Source organism: Ancylobacter sp. GW821-FHT10E12 (genome assembly GCF_058809335.1).
This window is the reverse complement of sequence record NZ_JBXASN010000002.1, coordinates 382,167-400,990: the sequence shown is the minus strand read 5'-3', so window position 1 is coordinate 400,990 and position 18,824 is coordinate 382,167. Positions and strand designations below refer to the sequence as shown.

Sequence of the window (18,824 nt, the reverse complement as noted above, 5' to 3'; positions counted from 1 at the left end):
CGAACTGCTGCCGTGGGCGTGGAAGAAGCAAGATCCCGTCAAGAGCTGACATCAGTGCAGCCCTCGGACGGATACCTCTACTTCGCTATCTGCCATCTAAATCTGACAACACACGGCGAATATACTACTCGGTAATGACCAAGAAAACTACATTCTGGCCAATGGAGGCCGCTGACACGCTGCCGGCACCGCAGCTAATACGGCCGCTGTCGGATGCGGGATCGCCGACGCGGTGGATTCACGGTCAAACGCCGTCCACGCGGCAACCCAACTAGCGTCGAGCCTGCACCAGTGATGCCAATGGCTGTCCATCGCCGTGCAGACACGTTGCAGAGAAACTGCCGCCGAACCGCACAGAGATCGCAGTTCTCCTGCACACGAGCAGCAATGCAGGGAAGCTTGATGTGCTGTCGTTTGATCGCAAAAGATCTCCCATCTCGGTATCATTTGCCGCGTTTAGGCTCGACAACCTCTTGCGATTTTTCGGCGACGAAGATGCCGCGACGCTCGGCATATTCGAGCAAGGCAACTTCAATCAAAGCCGTAATAGATCGCCGCTCGGCGTCAGCGAGCTGGCGCGCCAGCGCGAGTACGTCAGCATCAATGCGGGTAGTGAAGGGCTGTTTCGTCATCGGCCTTATTGCTTGCGATCCGGCGTAGTTCGAGGCAGAGTCATGCACGTGCATTGCACGTACAACGGCCGGGGTGAGTGCGCGAACACCCAACCCGGCCTGACCACAACCAAGCTGATTGGAGCTCGGATCATGGCTGATTCTGAGATTAGCACGAGTCTGTCCCGGCCATCCCGGAGGGACGTTCTCTATGCCGTCCTGCTGACGATCGGCGGCACGTCATTCAACAGTTCGTCTGCGGCGGCGCCGCAAGACGACAGCGCAACGGATGCCGCCGTCCTCGCGTGGAAAGGGTGGCGCGCCGCGCATCGGCGCACGCTTGCCCTGTGTCGGAAACAGCAGCGTCTGGAGTCCGAACTCGCGCGGACGATCGGCTTTCCGCAGGCGGTTCTGGCTACAGCCGAACTGCCGTTACCGGTGCGGGTCAGCTCTCTGCGGCAGTTCGATGAGCTTGCGGCCAATGTGCCGTCGCTTTGTAAGCGGCGCGACGAAGTCGCTGCTGCGCTGTGTGCGCATAAACGACGCTGGGACGACGCAGATCGCGCCATCGGCTACTCCGCCGCCCGGCAGAAAGAGGCTATGGCTGCCGACGATGAAGAGTGCCTGATGGAGGGTCTTCTGGCGGCAAACGCCACTTCGTTGCGCGGGATCTCCGCGAAGCTTGACGTCCTTATTTCTGTCGGCGCTGATGGCGCCGAGGGGCGGCAATTCCCTTGGCCGGAACTGCGGCGCATCCGCAGGGATATCGCCCGGCTGGCGCAGGTGTAGCGGGAGAAGCCGGTTACTTTCACTGCTTGAAGCAGTGCTTGTGATGCTAGCGCGGGATGTGCGGATGCGGACGGTCGAACACCCGTCGCGGGGCGATCGCGCGTCCGCTTCAGTCGGATGAACGAGTGGGGTTTGTCACTGTCTAAGACAAGCGCGTGTCAGATCGCCGGGGTTAGAACCGGCGTTCGCGAGCATACCACGATACGCTTTGAGCCCCGGGTCATGGCGACATAGAGATTGCGTGCGTCAAGCTCGTCGGCATTGAGTATGACGGCGACTTCCGCTTCGAGCCCTTTCAGAAGAAGCGTGCTACCGACCGCACGCCGGGGGAGAGGGCGACCAAGAAGCCGGTTCTGTTCACGCATCATCACCGCAGTTTCGCGAAACGTCCTGCCATCCTGAGACTGGCACATGTCGAGCGCCCGCATGCACGCCTGAAGCACGGCGGGGCGATAGGCCCTTACCGCTGGCTCCATGCCTATTGCTGCCAGGAGAGCGGCCACGCGCCTGTACGTGCGGTCGTTCAGAAATGCGATGGCCGCCGTTTCAGTCGCAGAGGCCGCGCGGCGTTCGGCACCCCGCATGATCGTCTCTGTGCGGCGGAGCAGATCATTGGCTCCCACATTCGTCATGACCTGCTCGGCAAATGAAGCGATGCGGCGGAGTGCATCTCCGGCGTCAAGGTCGAGCCCTTCAGCAAACGAGACCAGATCGCGCAGGTCGACAGCCTCCACTGTGACGGCGCCGGGTGTCTGGCTTGCAAAGCGGCGCTGGCTGTTGGGGCTTGTGCTTGCACCGATGATCAGGACCGAGCCCTGTGCGCCAGGCGCACGGGTCCGGCATGCTTCGAGGCGCTTTTGATGGTCTGCGGCAGTGCCATCGAGTTGCACCCAGGTGACATGGGCAGGCAAGGTACGAAGGTCGACAGGTGTGCTGGCGATCAAGCGCGCGCGGGCGTCGAGCAACCAAGTGCCCAGTTCAGGTGCTTCAGCGTTGATCCACCGCCATGGCGTGTCGAGCGTTCCTGCGGCGGGGAAATGAGCGCATACGTGCTCCCTCCATTTCGCGAGCGGATCATCTCCGAAGCCGAAGATTGCCTGCATATCGTCGCCCATGACGCATGTCGGCAGGACCGCTGAGGCATAATAGACAATGGCGTGCTGGCGGAACGAACAATCCTGATACTCGTCGACCAGCAGGCGTGCATAACTCGCCGCTATGACGTTGTTTAAATGGCGGTGCTTCAGAAGATTGGCGGCTGCCGCCCGGATCGCCGGATAACTCGGGCGGGCGCCGGTAAGGATCGCAGGGTCGTGTCCCGCGCGTTCGGGGAACGTTGAGATCAGGCGTATGGCCCATCCGTCGATCGTAGACAGCCGGTAGGCGGACGGTTTGATGCCCGCGTTGTCGAGCCGGGCGCGGAGCGCAACGACCCCGGCATTGGTATGGGTCAGGATCAACACCGGCTTGGGACCCGAGTGGCGTTTAAGCGCCTCCGCGATCAGCTGCGTCTTGCCGCAACCTGCCGGCGCGACGATCAGGCCCCGCGCTATGGCGAGCAAGTCGATATCAGCGCCCATTGGCGATCCAGGTGAAGATCTGGTCCATGAATTGACCAATGGCGGGATCGATGGCCTGCGGCAGCTCGGGCGCGATCAGCGTGCATGCTGCCTGCTCCATCGCACCGACGGATTTGAACCAGCCCTTCTGCCCCTTGAAGCGGGAGGCCGCACCTAGCAGCGTTCGGGTCGCGGGCGTAACTCCTGCCGCGCATTCGGCGCGGATCACGGCGAGGTCTTTCGTATTCCCCGAAGCCGTCTTTATATGCTCGTTGACGAGTGCTTCTTCCTTCTCAGCAACGGCAAGCTCCAGTAGCTTCGCGACGGTTAGCGGCCCCGCGGTTTCAAATAGCTCGTCTTCGAGGGCGCGACCGTTACGCCACCGGTAAGTCTGACCGCCTGCGGCTAGGAACTTTGCCTCAAGTTCGGGCGTGGGGTGCACGTCGCTGTCGCGCAGCGTAGCGACGCGATAGCCCAGAGCCTGGAACGCCAGCGCACGGCTGAACAGTTCACTGCCGCCGCCGTCAACAAGCGCGCAGCCGTGAGCTGCTATTGGAGCTTGCCCATTTGTTGCGCGCCATTGATCGAAGCCGCGCATAAGTCCGACCTCGCTGGCGCCCTCGCAGACAAACACCGTGGTGGCAAGGAGCGCATCGGGGAACCTTCTGATGGTGCCTTGCACATCACCCGCGTTGCCCACGGCCAAAGCATAGTGCTGGTCGCCATCCTTCCGCAGGACGTGAAGCTGTGCTGCCGCTAGCTCGCGCACCGCGACAGGCGAGTGCGTGGTCATGAAAACCTGCAAGGGCGGCGGGTTGTCTTTCGCGCCCAGAGCCTGCAACAGCATGATGATGCGATGCGGCTCAAGGCCGAGTTCCAGCTCATCAATCAAAATGATCGAGGCCTGCACTGCCGCTTGCCGCTGCAGACTGGCAATCAGAAGCCGGATCGATCCAAGGCCGAGTCCGCGCAGCGGCACGCCGACTTCGTCATGTAATGAAATCGTACCGCCCGAGAAGGAGACTGAGGAGGCATCGAGCAGCGCCCTCGCTTCCGCTCCAATGGGAATACCGAGCTTCTTGGCGGCGTCGTTCACTGCGCCGAGCGCTGTGGCAAGCTGCTCGCTGCCCTGCGCACCGAAGGCGATGCGCGCATTGCGCGCGGCTTTGGCCAGCTCCTTTGAAGCATCAGCCCGCTCGTCAGAAAGACGGTTCAGGATCGAGCCGCGACGCCATGTGAGATTGTAGTCGTTGACAGCACCCAGACGTGTCGGCGCAATTTTGACGCGGTCGGCCCAGTTCAGGGAGCGAGACTGTCCCTGCGCCGTAGCCCTCGCTGAAAGCAGCGACCATTGCGGCTCAAGATCGCTTTCCACGAGCAGCTGAACGGTGATGACAGTTTCGAGGCCGGCTTCCGGCTCCTCGGCGATCGTGCCATCGGCAGTGTTGAAGCCGCGTAGATAAAGGCCGTAGCTATCGATATTTTTCAGCTCATCAGGCAGGCTTCCGAGCGTGATACAGATGCGGATAGGTTTCTCCATTTCCAACCCGCAGAAATCCGCGTCCGTCAGCGGCAACGTCCGCCGGGCGCCGATGCAGTAATCTATCGCGTCCAGAACTGTGGACTTGCCGCTATCACCGTGACCAATGAGGCAGTTGATGCCTGGGCCGGGAAGCCATCTCAGCGTCTTTATGCTCCGAAAATTCTCTACTTCTATTGCTCTAACCAGTGTCATTTTTCCCCCGGCGCATTTTCTTGGCCAGCAGCCTGCTGGCGAATCCCCGTAGTAAACAACAGGAGCGAATAGGCGCGCGAGTCGTCATTGCGCCGCGCTCATCGGTTGAACCCCGGGCCCGTCATGGTTACGTCTGGTACACTTAGATTTAGCATCGCACGATTGGATTTTGGTGCTTTGATATCAATATGATGCGTGCGTTTGGCAAACGGGCGGGTTTGATATGAGCACGAAAAGCGAAGCCTGACTTCGTAAATATCGAGAAACTCAAACTTGCTCGTAGGTTTGACATTGTGCTAATTTACAAAGTATGACTACGCAAAATGAAGGAAAGCTGAACTATCTGGAAAAGACGCTCCCCGATGGGCTGCTCGTGGATGCGGTCTGGATGGAGAAGCACGGCTATTCGACAAGCCTGCGCAGCCAGTATGTAAAGGGCGGATGGCTGGTGCAGCCGGTGCGCGGCACCTTCAAACGGCCGCGCGGCGTGCTGACCTGGGAAAAAGCGGTCATATCGCTCCAGACCCTGATGGGATGTCCGCTGATAGTAGGGGGCCGGACCGCGCTCGAGTTGCAGGGCTTCGGTCACTATCTGTCGCCCGGCGGCCCGCGCGTCGTGCACCTGCATGGCCGGGAGGCGCCGCCGAACTGGCTCGCGAAGTTGCCGCTCGACGTGCGGTTTGTATTTCACCGCTCGCAGACGCTCTTCCGATCCGAGCCCGTTACGAAGGGGCTGACCAGCTTTGCTTGGGATATCGAGACCAACAGCGGGCAGCACGCTGAGGCTTTCGCAGGGGGCGCGGTGCGCGCCTTCCAGACGAACGCGGAGTGGCCGCTGACCATCTCGACGACCGAGCGGGCCTTCCTCGAAATGCTCGACGAGCTACCGGGGCGGGAGACGTTTCATAACGTCGACATGATCGCGGAGGGGCTGCGCACGCTCAGCCCGAAGCGCCTTCAGGGGCTGCTGGAGGATTGCCGCAGCATCAAGGTCCGGCGGCTCTTCTTCTGGTTTGCCGAGCGCCATGGTCATCGCTGGCTCAACCAGATCGATCGGGAGCGCGTGCCGCTCGGCAGCGGAAAGCGCGTGCTGGTCAAAGGCGGGCGCCTCGACGCCAAATACCTGATCACAGTGCCGGAGGATCTCAGTGCCCCGATCTGACCGCTATCGCGCGCAGGTCGCGCTCCTGATCGCCGTCATGCCGTTCGTCGCGGCGGAGGAGGAGTTTGCTCTCAAAGGCGGCACAGCAATCAACCTGTTCCTGCGCGACATGCCGCGCCTGTCGGTCGACATCGATCTTGCGTACCTAACAGTCGCGGAACGCGCGGAGTCGCTTGCCGCTATCGATTCCGCGATGAAGCGCCTGGCGGGCGCGATCCGCGCGGGCCTTCGCGATGCGCGGGTCAATGAAGTTATGAACGCCGCCGAAGGGATCGTCACGAAGCTGACCGTCCAGCGACCCGGCGCGCAAATCAAGATCGAGGTCACGCCCGTGCTGCGTGGCTGCGTGTTCGCACCGGAGATACGCGGCGTGTCGGCGTCTGTTGAAGAGGAGTTCGGCTTTGCCGAAACGAAGGTCGTCTCGTTCGCCGACCTTTATGGCGGGAAGATCATGGCGGCGCTCGACCGTCAGCATCCGCGTGACCTGTTCGACGTGCGGGACTTGCTCGCAAATGAAGGGATCACGGACGCGCTTCGGCAGGCCTTCATCGTCTATCTCATCAGCCATCACCGCCCGATGGCTGAAGTGCTGCGCTCCCCGCAGAAGGATATCGCCGCCGTGTTCGCAGGCGAGTTCGCGGGCATGACGAATGAAGACGTCTCGCTTGAAGAGCTGATCGCGGCGCGCGCGGCGCTTGTCGCGGAGATAGTCGAGCGTATGCCGAAAGAGCACCGGCGGTTTCTTATTGGCTTCAAGGAAGGCGCGCCGAACTGGGATCTGCTGGGTGTGCCGGAGGCCCGGCATCTTCCTGCCGTCAGGTGGAAACAGTTCAATCTCGATCGGCTCAAACCCGAGAACAGGCAGCGGCTTGCTGAGGAATTGCAGGCCGTTCTCCCGGAGAACCCATAATGCCGCTTATCACAGGCGCCGTACCGGAAAGCTGGGAAGAGCTCGAAGAACTCGATACGGCCATTCTCAATGAATGCGGCATGGCCGCGAAGCGGCAGGTCAATCTCAAACTGCCGCGCGGCGATGTAGATGTCGACGTCTACGCGGAAGAAACGGTGGACGGCATCGTCCATCGCACGGTTTGCGAGTGCAAGAATTGGAAGACTAACATCCCAAAAGAGGTGGTGCACGCCTTCCGTACGGTCATGCAAGAAACAGGCGCCAACCGGGGCTACATCATCTCGCGAATGGGCTTCCAATCAGGCGCTGTCGAGGCCGCGAAAGCAACGAACATCAATCTCGTCACCTTCGAGGAGTTTCAGGAGCGATATTTCGCCAAGTGGTATAGCCACCGCTGCCGGGCCATCGAAGACAGGATCGGCGACTTCAACACCTATTACGAGCCGATCGGGACGCCCGGCTACCATCTGCTTCAGAGCGACGACGAGCGCGCTGCCTATGACGAAGTGCTGAACCGATATCTGTTCGCAGGCCTCATGCTGATGCCGTTCTCTCCCTACCTGGGGATGGTCGACAAGCGCGTGCCCGCCATGCCTTTCGACCTCGCCAAAATGGATGAGCATGGCGTCGTCATTCCAGGTGATGTGAGAAACGCCACCGGCTACCGTGAATTGATGGCGCTGCTGGAGCGATATGCGGCTGAGGGTTTAGTAGAGTTGCGGAAGGTGAACCCTGTGACGCGCGACTTGAGCCCCGAGGACGTCACTCATGATGATTGAGGCCCGCGTCTGGAGGACGTGCTCCCTGTTCGTACTGATGCATGTGGGAGCTTGCCACCTTAGCTTCTTTGAAAATGCTGCCTTTAGTGGCGATGAAGCAGATGCTCGTCAGCTCAAGTGAAAGGCTGGCGGGCCGCGGAAGCCATGAAGATATTATTCGTTCCTGCACACGTTCATAGATTATGTACGTGCGGCTCATGTGCCTGCGGAAGTTTATGAGACCGTCATCAGGCTAGCTGGAGACGGCGTTGGGCTATGCTATAGGTTCAGAGTGCCCTTGAAGGTGCACGCAGAACTGGAGGCGCCGGAGGTCAACGCGCACTCCAGAGGGACCGAAGCTCAGGAATCACGCAGGAGCCTCGATAGCCGTCTGAGGTGAGATGCCCCTGAGCGACTTACTCGCCTCCGAACAGAGGTCCCCACGTGCCCGTGCCACGCTTCACTTCTTCCTCACGCTCATGCTGTACCTGCCGCCAGAGTTCGTAGGTCTGGCGGACCATGCGGTCGAGGTCGTCGAAACCAAAGAGGTCGAGACCGGCGTCGCTGTGGAGCGTGGCTCTTCGAGCCTCGCCTTCAACAGCGAACTGAATTACCGCGAGGCGGACATCGGCGTAGTCCGGCTCAAGAACGCGGATACGCTCGTGCATAACTGACATCGCAAAGCGTCGGGCCTCAGGAGACAACGCGCTGCGCTTTCTGGGATCGGCAAGGATGATCGTGGGCTCTCCATCGACGGATAGCACAGCCGGCGACCAGTACCGCACCTTGCCCGACGTGCCGACGGCCATCGGGAAGAAGTCTTGAGCACGACCGGAAATGTTATGCTCCACCGCAAACTCATAGAGCGCTTCCGCAACGGCCAGATTTGCAGCTCTTGCATCGTCCTTCTTCAGTGCACGCTCGATAGCACGTGCGATTTCCGGCCAACAGGCCCGCTCCTTCGGCCCGAACAAGGGGGCCTCGACGTTACAAATGCTGAAGATTGACCCCCGGAATACAGCGTACGAATAAGGGGGCCAGCCGCCCTTGAATGCCCGCAGCGCTGCCAACTGCCGATCATGCGGCAATACAGTGATGCGGGCTAGATCGACTTCAGGCAAAAGGCGTGTCTTCAACGGGGTCTCCCTGAGGAGGATCGGAACCGATGGTCACCTTATGGTGTCTGAAACGCTCAACAATAACATTATCTGGTATGCGCAGGCCAAACACCATAGCATCTTTAGCGCTCTGCACAACGTAGTGCCAGGGAGCGTGCTTTGCGTGTGACAGCGCAACTAGCCTACCTGCCGATAGCGGACCGTAATGCCGGGTGACACGACGAACCCGATCCAGCGCCACCTCGTCCGTCACCCCCAGCAAGTCGTGCCGCTGGCCGGATAAGGGGTCCTGCCGCTGAGCTCGAAATGTAATCGGCTGATCCTTAGCTAGCTTGAATGCTGCATAGGCTGAAGGGTGGACCGGGCCATGCTGCCACGCCTCAAAATAGCCGAGCACGAGCGGGCACCCGGTTTCGATGAGGTACAGACCGTGGGCGAAATACAGCAATTTTTGGAGGGCGAGATTGCTTACTGGCCGCCCGAACTTGGCAGCCTCATCAAGGAGCGCATTGCATACTGCTCTGGCGTCGTAGGGGGCGAGACTCATAGCGGACCTCTACCCAATTCGGCGCGCCTGTGCACCCCAGTTTGCCGACGCTCCGATCATACATGACATCTTACGTATCGCCGCCTTCAATTTAGTCGTGTGAGCACGCGCGGGCCGGACCTGTGCCGCTCTCGCGCTCGCTGGAACAAGGACGCACGGCCTCCGCAAAGCCGAGATTATGCCGCCATACAGCAGAGGCGCCCCCGAGGCCGCCGCATTTGTACGCTCACCTGCGGCGACTGGCTCGCAGCTTAAATCATAGAAAGCTCAATAACATAGGTGTTCGCGGTTTCACCTTGGTCGGCGCGCCAGAACCCGCCGATAGCCCGCTGCGCTGCGACATTGCCGCCAATTGCCGGGCGAGCCTTGCTTGAGAGAGCTTGTCGCGGCGGTGGCCACCTGAAGCGTCCCATCTCTTTGAGCTGGCCCCGCGTCATCGCCAGTGCCGGCAAGTCGATCCGAACTCCGGCGTGCAGGCGCGAAGAATCTGCTCGGCCCAGATCGCCTGCGTCAGCAATCGATCGTCGGCTCCCGACACCGCGCAGAGCTGGGTCGATAGCGGCAGTCCGTCCGTCGTCCATCCGGTCGGCAAGGCCACGCTCGGCATGTCCAGGAAACTTGCGATCATCGTCAGCGCCAGGGTCGCGACATTGACCTCGGCGAAGCGCGCGGAATCTGCCTCGATCGGTGCCAGCGGCGGAGGGACATGCTTGACAGTCGGCAGGATCAGCACGGCGCCGCCAAGCTCCATGCGCAGGCGCTGCATCTCCCGCGCGCGGATCGAGACGAGTTCGGCGGCCGCCTCCGCGGATATGCGGGCGGCGCCGTCGAGGCGGCTCACCACCCGCGTGTCGATCAGTGCCCGCTGCGGGCCGGTCAGTGTGCCAAGGTGCAGTTGCCGCGCCTCATAGGCGCCGAGCCAGCCAAGGGTCGCGATGGCTTCGCGTGCGCGGTGCCAGGCTTCGAGCCGCTGGCGGCGGATAGGCACATGGCGGGACAGTCGCGCCACCACCTCTTCAAAATGGGCACGGACCGGCGCGGTGACGGCAGGGTCGTCCACTATGGCGTCGTCGACGACGAGGTGTGCCGGAGCGGGGCGCAATGGGCGTGCCGCGAGGCCGCGCAACGCGGCGTCCATGGTTGCGCAATCGGCGACGCAGCCGGCGAGCGGCCCGAGGCTGTCGAAGCTCCTCGCCAGAGGAAACACGCCCGCCATGTCGTAGCGCGCCTGCGAGGCCTTGTAGCCGACGCAGCCCGTGAAGGCGGCGGGCACCCGCACCGATCCGGCCGTGTCGGTGCCGATCGCCGCCGGCACGATTCCGCGCTGGACCGCGACCGCCGAGCCGCTGGAGGAGCCGCCGGGCATGCGAGGCTCGGTGCCCGGCAGGTCCGCAGTTGGCGTGCCGAAATGCGGGTTGGCGCCAAGGCCGGAGAAGGCGAACTCGCTGAGATTGGTCTTGCCGATCGGGATGAAGCCGAGGCGCCGCGTCGCCGCGACCACCGGCGCGTCCGCCTTCGCCGGTTCAGCCGCGTCGCGGGTGCGCGAACCGGCGCTGGTGCGCGTGCCGGCGATGTCGAACAGGTCCTTCCACGCGATCGGAATGCCGTCATAGCGACTGAGCGGCCGCCCGTTCGCCCATCGCCGGCGAGCGGCATGGGCTTCCGCGAGCGCCGGTTCCGACATGAGGGTAATAAAAACGGCGTCGGACGTCCGCGCCCGCTCGAGCGCGCGCTCGACCAGGCGGACCGGGTCGGTCCGGCCAGCGGCGAGGTCGGAGGCGAGGTCGTCAAGGCTCTCGGGCATGATCGGCTCCGGTGACGGGGATGCTCTCGACCGATATCGGGTGCGCCGGCCGAGAGCGGTCTCCTGTGTTTCAGACGTGACCGTACTTCGCCAGCGCGTCTGCGAGCGAGAGGCCATTGGCCAGTTCGGCGCGGATGGCGACCTCGGTGCGGGTGAGTCGCTCGGCCTCGGCGAGCACGGGCTCGACCACGCGGGCGGGGATGACGATCACGCCGTCCTCGTCGCCGAGCAGGAAGTCGCCCGGCACCACCTCGACGGTGCGGCTGGTGGCACCACGCATGACCACCGGCACCTGCCAGGCATTGACCTTCCAGCGGCCGATAGACTGGGTCGGCGTGCGGTAGCGCGCGAAGACCGGAAAACCATGCTCGCCGATCCAGCGAATGTCGCGGATGCCGCCATCGATCACCGCGCCGACGCAGCCGCGTTCCTTCATGCCGAGGGCGATCAGCTCGCCGAAATAGCAGACGCCCTCGCCGTCGCCGCTCCATACGGTGATCTCGTCCGGGCCGACGCCGTGACAGGCCTTCATCTTCTCTGCGTCGCCGCCCAGCGGGTAAGGGGTCTTCTGGCCGCGGATCGTGTAGGCCCAGCCGGCGATGCGGCCGTGATGCGCGGGATAGGGCGCGAAGTCGGCGGCAAGGCTCTGGTCCATGAAGCCGAGCGTGTCGAGCACGTCGGCGACATTCGACGTGTCGACGGCGAGATAGCGCCGGCGGATGTCGGCCTTCTGTTCCGGGCTGAAGGCCGGCGCGCTGTCCGTGGTGGTCATCGGGTGTCTCCCTGGATCAGATGTTGGGCAGATAGCCGCCGTCCACGCGGATCACCGAGCCGGTGATGTAGGCGGCGCGGGCGCTGGCGAGAAAAGCGACGGTGTCGGCATATTCCTCAGGCGTGCCGTAGCGTCCCATGGGGATGGAGCCCGTGCTTTCGGCGACGACGGCATCGACGGCCCGTCCCTCCCGCTTGGCCTTCTGCTCGTCGAGGAAACGGATGCGGGCGGTGGCGATGCGCCCAGGCAGGATGACATTGGCGGTGACACCGTCCGCCGCCACTTCCCGCGCCAGCGTCTTCGACCAGCCGACCAGGGTGGACCGCAGCGCGTTGGACACGCCGAGATTGGGGATCGGCGCCACCACGCCCGAGGAGGTCGAGGTGACGATCCGTCCCCATTTGCGCGTCCGCATGCTTGGGAGCACGCGATCGGTGAGATGGATCACCGACAGCACCATGGCGCGGAACTGCGTTTCCCAGCTTGCCGGCGCGACGCCGTGGGCAGTGCTCGGCGGCGGTCCGCCCGTGTTGTTGACGAGGATGTCGACCGGCCCGAGCGCCGCCTCGATCGCCGCGACATGGCCGTCGCACGCGGCAATGTCGGCGAGGTTCCATGCGAGCGGCAGCGTCGCCGCTCCCAGCGCTTCGAGTTCGGCCTGCGTGACCTTCAGCGCCTCGGCGTCGATGTCGGCGAGGGCGACCCTCGCCCCTTCCGCCGCCAGTGTCCGGGCGATGGCACGGCCGAGCCCGCCGCCGGCGCCGAGAACCAGCGCCGTGCGTCCGTTCAGTTCCAGATCCATGGGAGTGACTTTCTACGATCCGACCCGCAGCGGCGCGTTCAGCTTGCGCAGGTAGGAAATGACCGAGAGCGCGGTGATGCGCCCGGTCTTGGGGTTGTCGGTGGGGATGTTGGCGATCGACATGGAGAAGCTCGCCGAATCCGCCTCCACCTCGATCGTGTGGGTGTTGCGGGTGAGCGCGGGATCGGCCCAGATCTCCAGCCGGGTGCGGTCCGGCCCGATGCCGGCCAGCGCCAGCGCCACCGCGACGTTGAGGTTGGCGGGAAACCCGATCGCCGCCTCGCGCGGGGTGCCGTCGAACACGCGCACCGGCTCGGTGATCTCGTCGATGGCGATGTCGTGCTCGACCAGATAGGGCGCCCCCACCAGCCCCTTGACCGGCTTGCGGGTGATCATGCGCACCGAGCGGATGTCGCCCTCCGCGGCCGCCGTCACGGCATCGAGCCCCAGCAGGGCGCCCGTCGGCACCACGATCTGCCCGCCATGGGCGCGGGCGAGCTCCACGAGATCCTGATGCGAGAGGATGGCGCCCGACGAGAGCACGATCACCGTCTTGCCGGCCCGGAGGAAGGGCTCGGCGATGGCGGGCAGCAGCGCCGCGGGCGCGCATTCGACGACGATATCGGCGAGAGCTTCCAGCTCCTCGACCGCCACCACGGGCACCGGGCGCCGCAGATCCGCGAGGCGTTCGGCCGCGCGGGCGCGATCATTGGCGGAGACCGCGACGAGCTCGCAGCCGGGCAGACCCTCGTCAAGGGCCAGCGCCACACGCAGGCCGACGGCGCCGAGGCCGGCGATGGCGACGCGAAGCACGCCCCTGCGATGAGCAGGCGTGACCGGCGCGGGCGCCGGCTTGGTGTAGGGAGAACTCATGGCTGCGTGCCTTGCGAGGAAAGATCGCCGGGTGCCGGGAACAGCGACGCGTAATGGTGCGCGCAGGCGCCCGCGGTGGTGAACCAGATGCGGTCGCGATGGCGGGCAAGCGCCTCCATCACCCGGCGGAACTGCCGCAGGCGGAAGGGCTGGCCGATGATGAAGGTGTGGATGGTGATGCCGTAGACGAGAGGCTGACGCTCGGACTGTGCGAGCATCTCCTCCAGATTGTCGATCGCCATGTCGGCAAAGGCGGTGGCGGTCCCGTCGTGCAGCACCACCATCGGCACGTCGTTGACCTCGTGCGGATAGGGCATCGCGAGCAGCGGGCCACCGGCCGTCTTCATCCATACGGGCTGGTCGTCGATCGGCCAGTCCAGCGTGTAGCCGTAGCCGGCCTGCGCCAGCATGTCCTCGGTGCGCGCGCTGGGGTGTGCGCCGGGGCTCATCCAGCCGGCGGGGTGAGTGCCCTCTTCCTTGCGGATACGGGCCGTCACCTCGGCGATGAGCGCGCGCTCGGTCGCCTCGTCCATGCCGTTCTGGTGTTCGGAATTGGTGCGGCCATGGGCAACGATCTCGTCGCCGCGCCGGCGATGGGCGGCAACGAGTTCCGGGCAATGATCGTAGCAGGCGCTGTTGAGCAGCACGGTCAGCGGCAGGCCGTACTCCTCGAACAGCTCGATGAGCCGCCAGCCCCCGACGCGGTTGCCATATTCACGCCAGCCCCAATTGTAGGAATTGGGATGACCGAGCCCCGGCGAATAGGCGAGCCCGAGCCCGGAGCCATAGGAAAAGTGCTCCACGCACAGCGCGACATAGACGGCGAGGCGCTTGCCGCCCGACCAGGAGAAGTCGGGACGGGCGGTGATGGGCGAATAGGCGAAGCGGTCATGGGACAGCAGAATTCGGGACGGCAGCATGGAAAGGCTCCAGGAGGATCAGGGCCGATAGTCGGCGGGGGCAACGACGAGGCTGAGGTCGATGCTGCCGACATTGTCCGGCGTGACAAGCACGGCGGGCGTCACCACCTTCGCTTCCACCTTGCCCTTCGTCGCGGCCGCCACCGCCTGGTCGAGCGCCGCCTTGCCCTGCGCGACGATCTGCTGGATCGATGTGCAGGCGAGATCGCCGTCCTTGAGCATCTGCTGGGCGGTCGGAGAAAGGTTGGACGCCGACACCTTCACGGATCCCTTGCCGGCGCTCTTGAGCGCTGAAACCACGCCCGCCGCCATGTCGTCGGTGGCGCTGTAGACGCCAGCGAGGTCCGGGAAACGCTGGATCCAGTCGTCGGTCGTGGTCAGCGCGGCGTTGCGGTTGTCGGCGAGGCGCGACTCCGCGACGATCTTCACGTCGGGGGCCGCCTTGGCGAGGGTGTCCCGGAAGCCCTGCGCGCGCAGGTCCGACCAGGCCTGGCCGCTCGGGCCCGCCATCATCGCCACCTCGCCCTTGCCGCCGATGGCCTTCGCCAGGCACTCGGCCTGGAGCTTGCCCATGTCGTAGTGGTCGGCGCTGACCACGGCGGAGAGTTTCTCGGTATTGGGCGGCGAGGAGATGCCGACCACCGGAATGCCGGCGGCAACCGCCCGCTCGACGATCGCCTTCACCGCGTCGCCATTGGTGGCGCCGACGATGATGGCATCGACCTTGCGCTGGATCAGGTCCTGGATCTGCGAGATCTGCTGGCTCGAATTGGCGTCGCCGCCGGCGCTGAGCGTGACGAGCTTCGCCTTGTCGGCCTTGGCGGCGGTGTCGACGCCGTACAGCACGGAAATCCAGAAGGACGAGCCGAGATTCGGGACCGAGACCCCGATGACCGGTTCGGCGGCGACGGCCGGCACGAGGGCCGTGGACAGGAGGAGGGTGGCGAGGGAAGCGGCACGGAACAGGTTCATCGGAACATCCCTTTCGATTGGCTGGTCTTGGAAAGCCGGGAAAGCAGGAAGCGCAGGCCCGTATCCATCAGCCCGGAAGCGATGATCACGGCGCCGACGGCGATCTGGGCGAAGAAGGGCGAAACGCCGGACAGGTTGAGCCCTGTGAGCACCACCTGCACGAAGGCCGCGCCGGCGAGCACCGCCCACACATTGGCGCGACCGCCCGCCAGGGCGGTGCCGCCGATCACCGCCGCAGCGATGGATTGCAGCTCCATGCCGGCGCCCTCGGTCGGCAGGCCGGCGCCGGCGCGGGCCGCCATGAGCGCGCCGGCAAGTCCGGCAAAGACGCCGCAGAGCTGGTAGGCGCTCATCTCGATGCGACAGGATGACCCTCCCACCAGCGCCACCGCCTCCGGGTTCGAGCCGAGCATCAGGATGCGCCGGCCGAGGACGAGATGGCGCAGCACGACATGGGCGCCGCCGATGCAGGCGAGCGCGGCCCAGCCCAGCGGCGGCAGGCCGAGAACCGCGTCGAACGCGAGCCCTGCCGTATCCGCCGCCTCGATGGGCACCGCCTGCCCGTCACCGGTGACGAGCAGCGCGAGACCCTTCACCGCCAGCAGCGTGCCCAGCGTGGCAATGATTGGCTGAAAGCGGGCGTGGCCCACCAGCCATCCATTCACTGTTCCGCAGGCGAGGCCGACAGGCACGGCGAGAAGCAGCGCCGGCAGCCCAAAGGCGTTCGCCGCCATCGCTCCCAGCGTCCCCGACAATGCGGCGACCGCTCCGACCGAGATGTCGAAGCCGCGCACGGTGATGGCGAACATCTGCCCGACCGCCAGCAAGGCGAGGATCCAGATCTGGCCGGCAATGCTGAGCCCGTTGTCGAGCGTCAGGAAGCCGGGCGTCGAGAGGCCGAACAGCACCGTTGCCGCCAGGATCGAGGCTGGGGCGACGAGGAAACGGGCGCCGCTTTCATTGAGATGCCTCATCGAGCAGCCCTCCGGGCGAGGCGCTTCAGCGCGGCCCAGTCCTTCTGCAGGCCGACGGCGGCCAGCACCGCCAGGCCGAGCAGCACCAGCTGCCAAGCCACCGGCAGGTTGATGAGCACCACGGCATTGTTGAGCATGGCCACGGTGAGCACGCCGGACACGACCTGCAGGACGTGTCCGCGCCCTCCCGACAGCGGCAATCCGCCGATGGCGCAGGCCGCAATGGTCTCAAAAGGCAGGTTCGGTGCGAGAGCCGGCTGGCCGGAGGCCACGCGGCTCGTCAGGATGATGGCCCCGACGGCACAGAAGGCGCCGGCCGCCGCATAACCGAGAAGGGTGACGCGGGCGACATCGATCCCCGCGAGCCGCGCGGCCAGCGGATTGGCGCCGACATGGTACCAGAGCCGCCCGATCCGCCCGTACGCCAGCAGCACATGCAGCACGCCACAGGCGAGCAGGGCGGCGAGGATGGGTACCGGAATGCCGAGGACGCGCCCGCGCGCCGGCCAGGAGAAGGCGGCGGAGGGCGGCGCATCGAGCGGCAGGCCGCCGACCAGCCAGGCGGCGATGCCGGAGGCCATCATCAGCGTGCCGAGGGTCACGATGACCGGCGGAAGCCCCATGCGCCCGACCAGCCAGCCATTCACCGCCCCGATGCCGATGACGGTCGCGCCACCCGCCGCCAGGCCGGCGATCGGGCCCGTGGCGGGCAGCGCGATCACCGTCACGACGCTGGCCAGTGCCGCGGAGGCGCCGAACGAGAACTCGATGCCGCCGAGAATGATGACGATCGCCTGCCCGCAGGCGACGACGCAGAGAATGGCCGCGACGCGCAGAACGTTCTCCAGATTGCCGAAGTTAGCAAAGCGCGGCACGAACAGGCAGCACATCAGGAACAGGCCGAGGCAGACCACCGCCACCGTCGGCGGGCGGTACGGCCGCAGGGATGAGGGGCGGCTCGGCAGACGCTCGGGCATCATGCTGCGATGCTCCCGGACAGCGCCGACAGCAACGCCGCGCGCGGGGCGTCTCCCGGCAATTCGGCGGCGAGGAGATTGTCGCGCATCACGAGATAGCGATGGGCAAGCACCATGAGCTCGTCGAGGTCGCTGGTGGCGACCAGAACCGCCACGCCCGAGGCCGCGGCTTCGCGGATGGCATCGTGGATGATGCCGCGTGCGGCGACATCCACGCCGCGTGTCGGCTCCAGGAGGACCATCGCCTTCAGGCCCGGCAATGCGAGACAGCGGCCGATGAGCAGCTTCTGCTGGTTGCCGCCGCTGAACGTTGCGGCTTCCGCATCGGGTCGCGAGGGATGCAGCTTGAGCCGGCGCACCAGCGGATCGATCCGCTCCGTCTCTTCGGATGTGCGTAGCCAGCCGAGACGCGCGAGCTTGCCGAGCGCAGAAACCGAGACGTTGCGTCGCGCCGAAAGCGTGGCGAACAGGCCTTCAACGTGACGATCGGCCGGCACGTAGGCGATGCCGAGTGCGGCCGCGCGCTTGCGATCGCCGGGCGTGAAGGCTTGCCCTGCCACGGAAAGCTCTCCTGCACCGCTCTGTGCGCCTGCCAGCCACGCGGCGAGGGCGAGCGCGCCGGAGCCGATGAGGCCGGCAAGCCCGACGACCTCGCCGGCGTGGACGGTGACGTTGGTGTCGCTTCGTGCGTCGCGGCGGACGGCAAAGCCGCGGCCTACCAATACCGGATCGGCCCGCGCGCAAAGGCGCTCCGGGGCTGCCTCGACGCCGGCGCCGAGCATGGCGTGGGTCAGTTCCTCGCGGCTGTGACGGCCGATGGGCGCGGCGTCGATCACCGTGCGGCCGTCGCGCAACACGGTGACATCGTCGGCGAGCGCCTCGATCTCGTCGAAGCGATGGGAGATGAACAAGGCCGCCGTGCCCGTGGCGCAGAGCCGGCGCACCACGGCGAACAGCCGGTCGGCCTCGCTGGCGTTAAGGGCGGCGGTCGGCTCGTCGAGCACCAGCACGCGGCAATCGAGGCTGAGCGCGCGAGACACCTCGACCAATTGGCGCTCGCCAAGCGACAGCGCCGCGAGCGGCGCGGCAAGATCGACATCGAGGCCGACCTCGTGGAGCCAAGCCCGCGCACGTGCGGGGTCCACGAGACGCCGGCCCGCCCAGAGCCCGCCGCTGCCGGCAATGGCGAAAGCCGAGAGATTCTCGTGGACGCTGAGTTCCGGGAACAGGCTGAGATGCTGATGGATCGGCACGATGCCCGCGTGGATCGCCTGTGTCACCGAGCCAAAGGCCGTTCGTCTACCGGCGAGCTCGACACTGCCGGCATCGGGCGTCAACGCACCGACGAGGATCTTGACGAGCGTCGACTTGCCCGCGCCGTTTTCGCCGAGCAGGGCATGCACCCGCCCATGTCGCAGCACCAGTCGTGCGTCGCGCAGCGCGCAGGTCGCCCCATAGGTCTTGGCGATGCCGGTGGCGACGAGCGCTTCATCGGATAAGGGCATGGGAATCCTCGCCCGGACGCTGGCAGTCCGGGATGA

Annotated in this window: 17 protein-coding genes; 4 read left to right on the top strand and 13 right to left on the bottom strand. The window is 65.0% G+C overall.

The window, feature by feature from the left end; genetic code table 11:
* Positions 1-404 precede the first annotated feature (404 nt).
* The gene (locus tag AC1RU4_RS04245; protein ID WP_492889756.1) at positions 405-1,400 is read left to right on the top strand and encodes a hypothetical protein; all 996 of its coding nucleotides are present in this window, start codon (positions 405-407) and stop codon (positions 1,398-1,400) included.
* Between the two features lie 158 nt (positions 1,401-1,558).
* On the opposite strand, the gene AC1RU4_RS04240 is transcribed toward AC1RU4_RS04245, so the two are convergent.
* Both AC1RU4_RS04240 and AC1RU4_RS04235 read right to left on the bottom strand, forming a co-directional pair.
* Positions 1,559-2,980: a UvrD-helicase domain-containing protein gene (locus AC1RU4_RS04240; protein ID WP_492889755.1), complete on the bottom strand. Its 1,422-nt coding sequence runs from the start codon at positions 2,978-2,980 to the stop codon at positions 1,559-1,561.
* Positions 2,970-4,694, bottom strand: coding sequence for an ATP-dependent nuclease (locus tag AC1RU4_RS04235; protein WP_492889754.1), 1,725 nt, complete (start codon positions 4,692-4,694; stop codon positions 2,970-2,972). Before AC1RU4_RS04235 ends, AC1RU4_RS04240 begins: the two co-directional genes overlap by 11 nt.
* A 310-nt stretch (positions 4,695-5,004) precedes the next feature.
* Here AC1RU4_RS04235 and AC1RU4_RS04230 point away from each other — a divergent pair, with 310 nt between their 5' ends.
* From AC1RU4_RS04230 to AC1RU4_RS04220, 3 genes are read left to right on the top strand one after another with little or no spacing between them, the layout of a single operon-like run.
* The gene (locus AC1RU4_RS04230; RefSeq protein ID WP_492889753.1) at positions 5,005-5,856 is read left to right on the top strand and encodes a type IV toxin-antitoxin system AbiEi family antitoxin domain-containing protein; all 852 of its coding nucleotides are present in this window, start codon (positions 5,005-5,007) and stop codon (positions 5,854-5,856) included.
* The gene (locus tag AC1RU4_RS04225) at positions 5,843-6,766 is read left to right on the top strand and encodes a nucleotidyl transferase AbiEii/AbiGii toxin family protein (RefSeq protein WP_492889752.1); all 924 of its coding nucleotides are present in this window, start codon (positions 5,843-5,845) and stop codon (positions 6,764-6,766) included. Before AC1RU4_RS04230 ends, AC1RU4_RS04225 begins: the two co-directional genes overlap by 14 nt.
* Positions 6,766-7,545, top strand: a complete 780-nt coding sequence (locus AC1RU4_RS04220) for a restriction endonuclease (RefSeq protein ID WP_492889751.1) — start codon at positions 6,766-6,768, stop codon at positions 7,543-7,545. The genes AC1RU4_RS04225 and AC1RU4_RS04220 overlap by 1 nt, the downstream gene beginning before the upstream one ends.
* Positions 7,546-7,940: 395 nt before the next feature.
* Here AC1RU4_RS04220 and socB read toward each other — a convergent pair whose 3' ends face one another.
* From socB to AC1RU4_RS04165, 11 genes are all read right to left on the bottom strand, one after another.
* Positions 7,941-8,660 (bottom strand): type VI toxin-antitoxin system SocB family DNA replication inhibitor toxin, encoded by a 720-nt coding sequence (gene socB, locus AC1RU4_RS04215; RefSeq protein WP_492889750.1) that lies wholly within the window; start codon positions 8,658-8,660, stop codon positions 7,941-7,943.
* The gene (socA, locus tag AC1RU4_RS04210; RefSeq protein ID WP_492889749.1) at positions 8,638-9,189 is read right to left on the bottom strand and encodes a type VI toxin-antitoxin system SocA family antitoxin; all 552 of its coding nucleotides are present in this window, start codon (positions 9,187-9,189) and stop codon (positions 8,638-8,640) included. The genes socB and socA overlap by 23 nt, the downstream gene beginning before the upstream one ends.
* Positions 9,190-9,622: 433 nt before the next feature.
* Positions 9,623-10,993 carry an amidase family protein gene (locus tag AC1RU4_RS04205; RefSeq protein ID WP_492889748.1) on the bottom strand — a complete coding sequence of 457 codons (1,371 nt, stop codon included), beginning with the start codon at positions 10,991-10,993 and terminating at the stop codon, positions 9,623-9,625.
* A 70-nt stretch (positions 10,994-11,063) separates the two neighbouring features.
* A complete protein-coding gene (locus tag AC1RU4_RS04200; protein WP_492889747.1) occupies positions 11,064-11,765 on the bottom strand; it encodes an RraA family protein in 702 nt (233 codons plus the stop codon).
* A gap of 16 nt (positions 11,766-11,781) precedes the next feature.
* Positions 11,782-12,567, bottom strand: coding sequence for an SDR family oxidoreductase (locus AC1RU4_RS04195; protein WP_492889746.1), 786 nt, complete (start codon positions 12,565-12,567; stop codon positions 11,782-11,784).
* Positions 12,568-12,579: 12 nt separating this feature from the next.
* Entirely contained in the window at positions 12,580-13,440 is an 861-nt protein-coding gene (locus AC1RU4_RS04190; protein WP_492889745.1) for an aspartate dehydrogenase, read from the bottom strand.
* The gene (locus AC1RU4_RS04185) at positions 13,437-14,360 is read right to left on the bottom strand and encodes a polysaccharide deacetylase family protein (protein ID WP_492889744.1); all 924 of its coding nucleotides are present in this window, start codon (positions 14,358-14,360) and stop codon (positions 13,437-13,439) included. Before AC1RU4_RS04185 ends, AC1RU4_RS04190 begins: the two co-directional genes overlap by 4 nt.
* An 18-nt stretch (positions 14,361-14,378) precedes the next feature.
* On the bottom strand, positions 14,379-15,332 hold the full coding sequence (locus AC1RU4_RS04180) for a substrate-binding domain-containing protein (protein ID WP_492889743.1): 954 nt from the start codon (positions 15,330-15,332) through the stop codon (positions 14,379-14,381).
* Positions 15,329-16,306 (bottom strand): ABC transporter permease, encoded by a 978-nt coding sequence (locus tag AC1RU4_RS04175; RefSeq protein ID WP_492889742.1) that lies wholly within the window; start codon positions 16,304-16,306, stop codon positions 15,329-15,331. Before AC1RU4_RS04175 ends, AC1RU4_RS04180 begins: the two co-directional genes overlap by 4 nt.
* Positions 16,303-17,286 (bottom strand): ABC transporter permease, encoded by a 984-nt coding sequence (locus AC1RU4_RS04170; protein WP_492889741.1) that lies wholly within the window; start codon positions 17,284-17,286, stop codon positions 16,303-16,305. The genes AC1RU4_RS04175 and AC1RU4_RS04170 overlap by 4 nt, the downstream gene beginning before the upstream one ends.
* A complete protein-coding gene (locus AC1RU4_RS04165) occupies positions 17,283-18,788 on the bottom strand; it encodes a sugar ABC transporter ATP-binding protein (protein ID WP_492889782.1) in 1,506 nt (501 codons plus the stop codon). Before AC1RU4_RS04165 ends, AC1RU4_RS04170 begins: the two co-directional genes overlap by 4 nt.
* Positions 18,789-18,824: the final 36 nt, after the last annotated feature.

What these genes read in the sequence shown, in the direction of transcription:
- AC1RU4_RS04240 (WP_492889755.1), bottom strand. Translation starts at nt 2,980, where the DNA reads ATGGGCGCTGATATCGACTTGCTCGCCATAGCGCGGGGCCTGATCGTC.
- AC1RU4_RS04235 (WP_492889754.1), bottom strand. Translation starts at nt 4,694, where the DNA reads ATGACACTGGTTAGAGCAATAGAAGTAGAGAATTTTCGGAGCATAAAG.
- AC1RU4_RS04230 (WP_492889753.1), top strand. Translation starts at nt 5,005, where the DNA reads ATGACTACGCAAAATGAAGGAAAGCTGAACTATCTGGAAAAGACGCTC.
- AC1RU4_RS04220 (WP_492889751.1), top strand. Translation starts at nt 6,766, where the DNA reads ATGCCGCTTATCACAGGCGCCGTACCGGAAAGCTGGGAAGAGCTCGAA.
- socA (WP_492889749.1), bottom strand. Translation starts at nt 9,189, where the DNA reads ATGAGTCTCGCCCCCTACGACGCCAGAGCAGTATGCAATGCGCTCCTT.
- AC1RU4_RS04205 (WP_492889748.1), bottom strand. Translation starts at nt 10,993, where the DNA reads ATGCCCGAGAGCCTTGACGACCTCGCCTCCGACCTCGCCGCTGGCCGG.
- AC1RU4_RS04200 (WP_492889747.1), bottom strand. Translation starts at nt 11,765, where the DNA reads ATGACCACCACGGACAGCGCGCCGGCCTTCAGCCCGGAACAGAAGGCC.
- AC1RU4_RS04195 (WP_492889746.1), bottom strand. Translation starts at nt 12,567, where the DNA reads ATGGATCTGGAACTGAACGGACGCACGGCGCTGGTTCTCGGCGCCGGC.
- AC1RU4_RS04190 (WP_492889745.1), bottom strand. Translation starts at nt 13,440, where the DNA reads ATGAGTTCTCCCTACACCAAGCCGGCGCCCGCGCCGGTCACGCCTGCT.
- AC1RU4_RS04185 (WP_492889744.1), bottom strand. Translation starts at nt 14,360, where the DNA reads ATGCTGCCGTCCCGAATTCTGCTGTCCCATGACCGCTTCGCCTATTCG.
- AC1RU4_RS04180 (WP_492889743.1), bottom strand. Translation starts at nt 15,332, where the DNA reads ATGAACCTGTTCCGTGCCGCTTCCCTCGCCACCCTCCTCCTGTCCACG.
- AC1RU4_RS04175 (WP_492889742.1), bottom strand. Translation starts at nt 16,306, where the DNA reads ATGAGGCATCTCAATGAAAGCGGCGCCCGTTTCCTCGTCGCCCCAGCC.
- AC1RU4_RS04170 (WP_492889741.1), bottom strand. Translation starts at nt 17,286, where the DNA reads ATGATGCCCGAGCGTCTGCCGAGCCGCCCCTCATCCCTGCGGCCGTAC.
- AC1RU4_RS04165 (WP_492889782.1), bottom strand. Translation starts at nt 18,788, where the DNA reads ATGCCCTTATCCGATGAAGCGCTCGTCGCCACCGGCATCGCCAAGACC.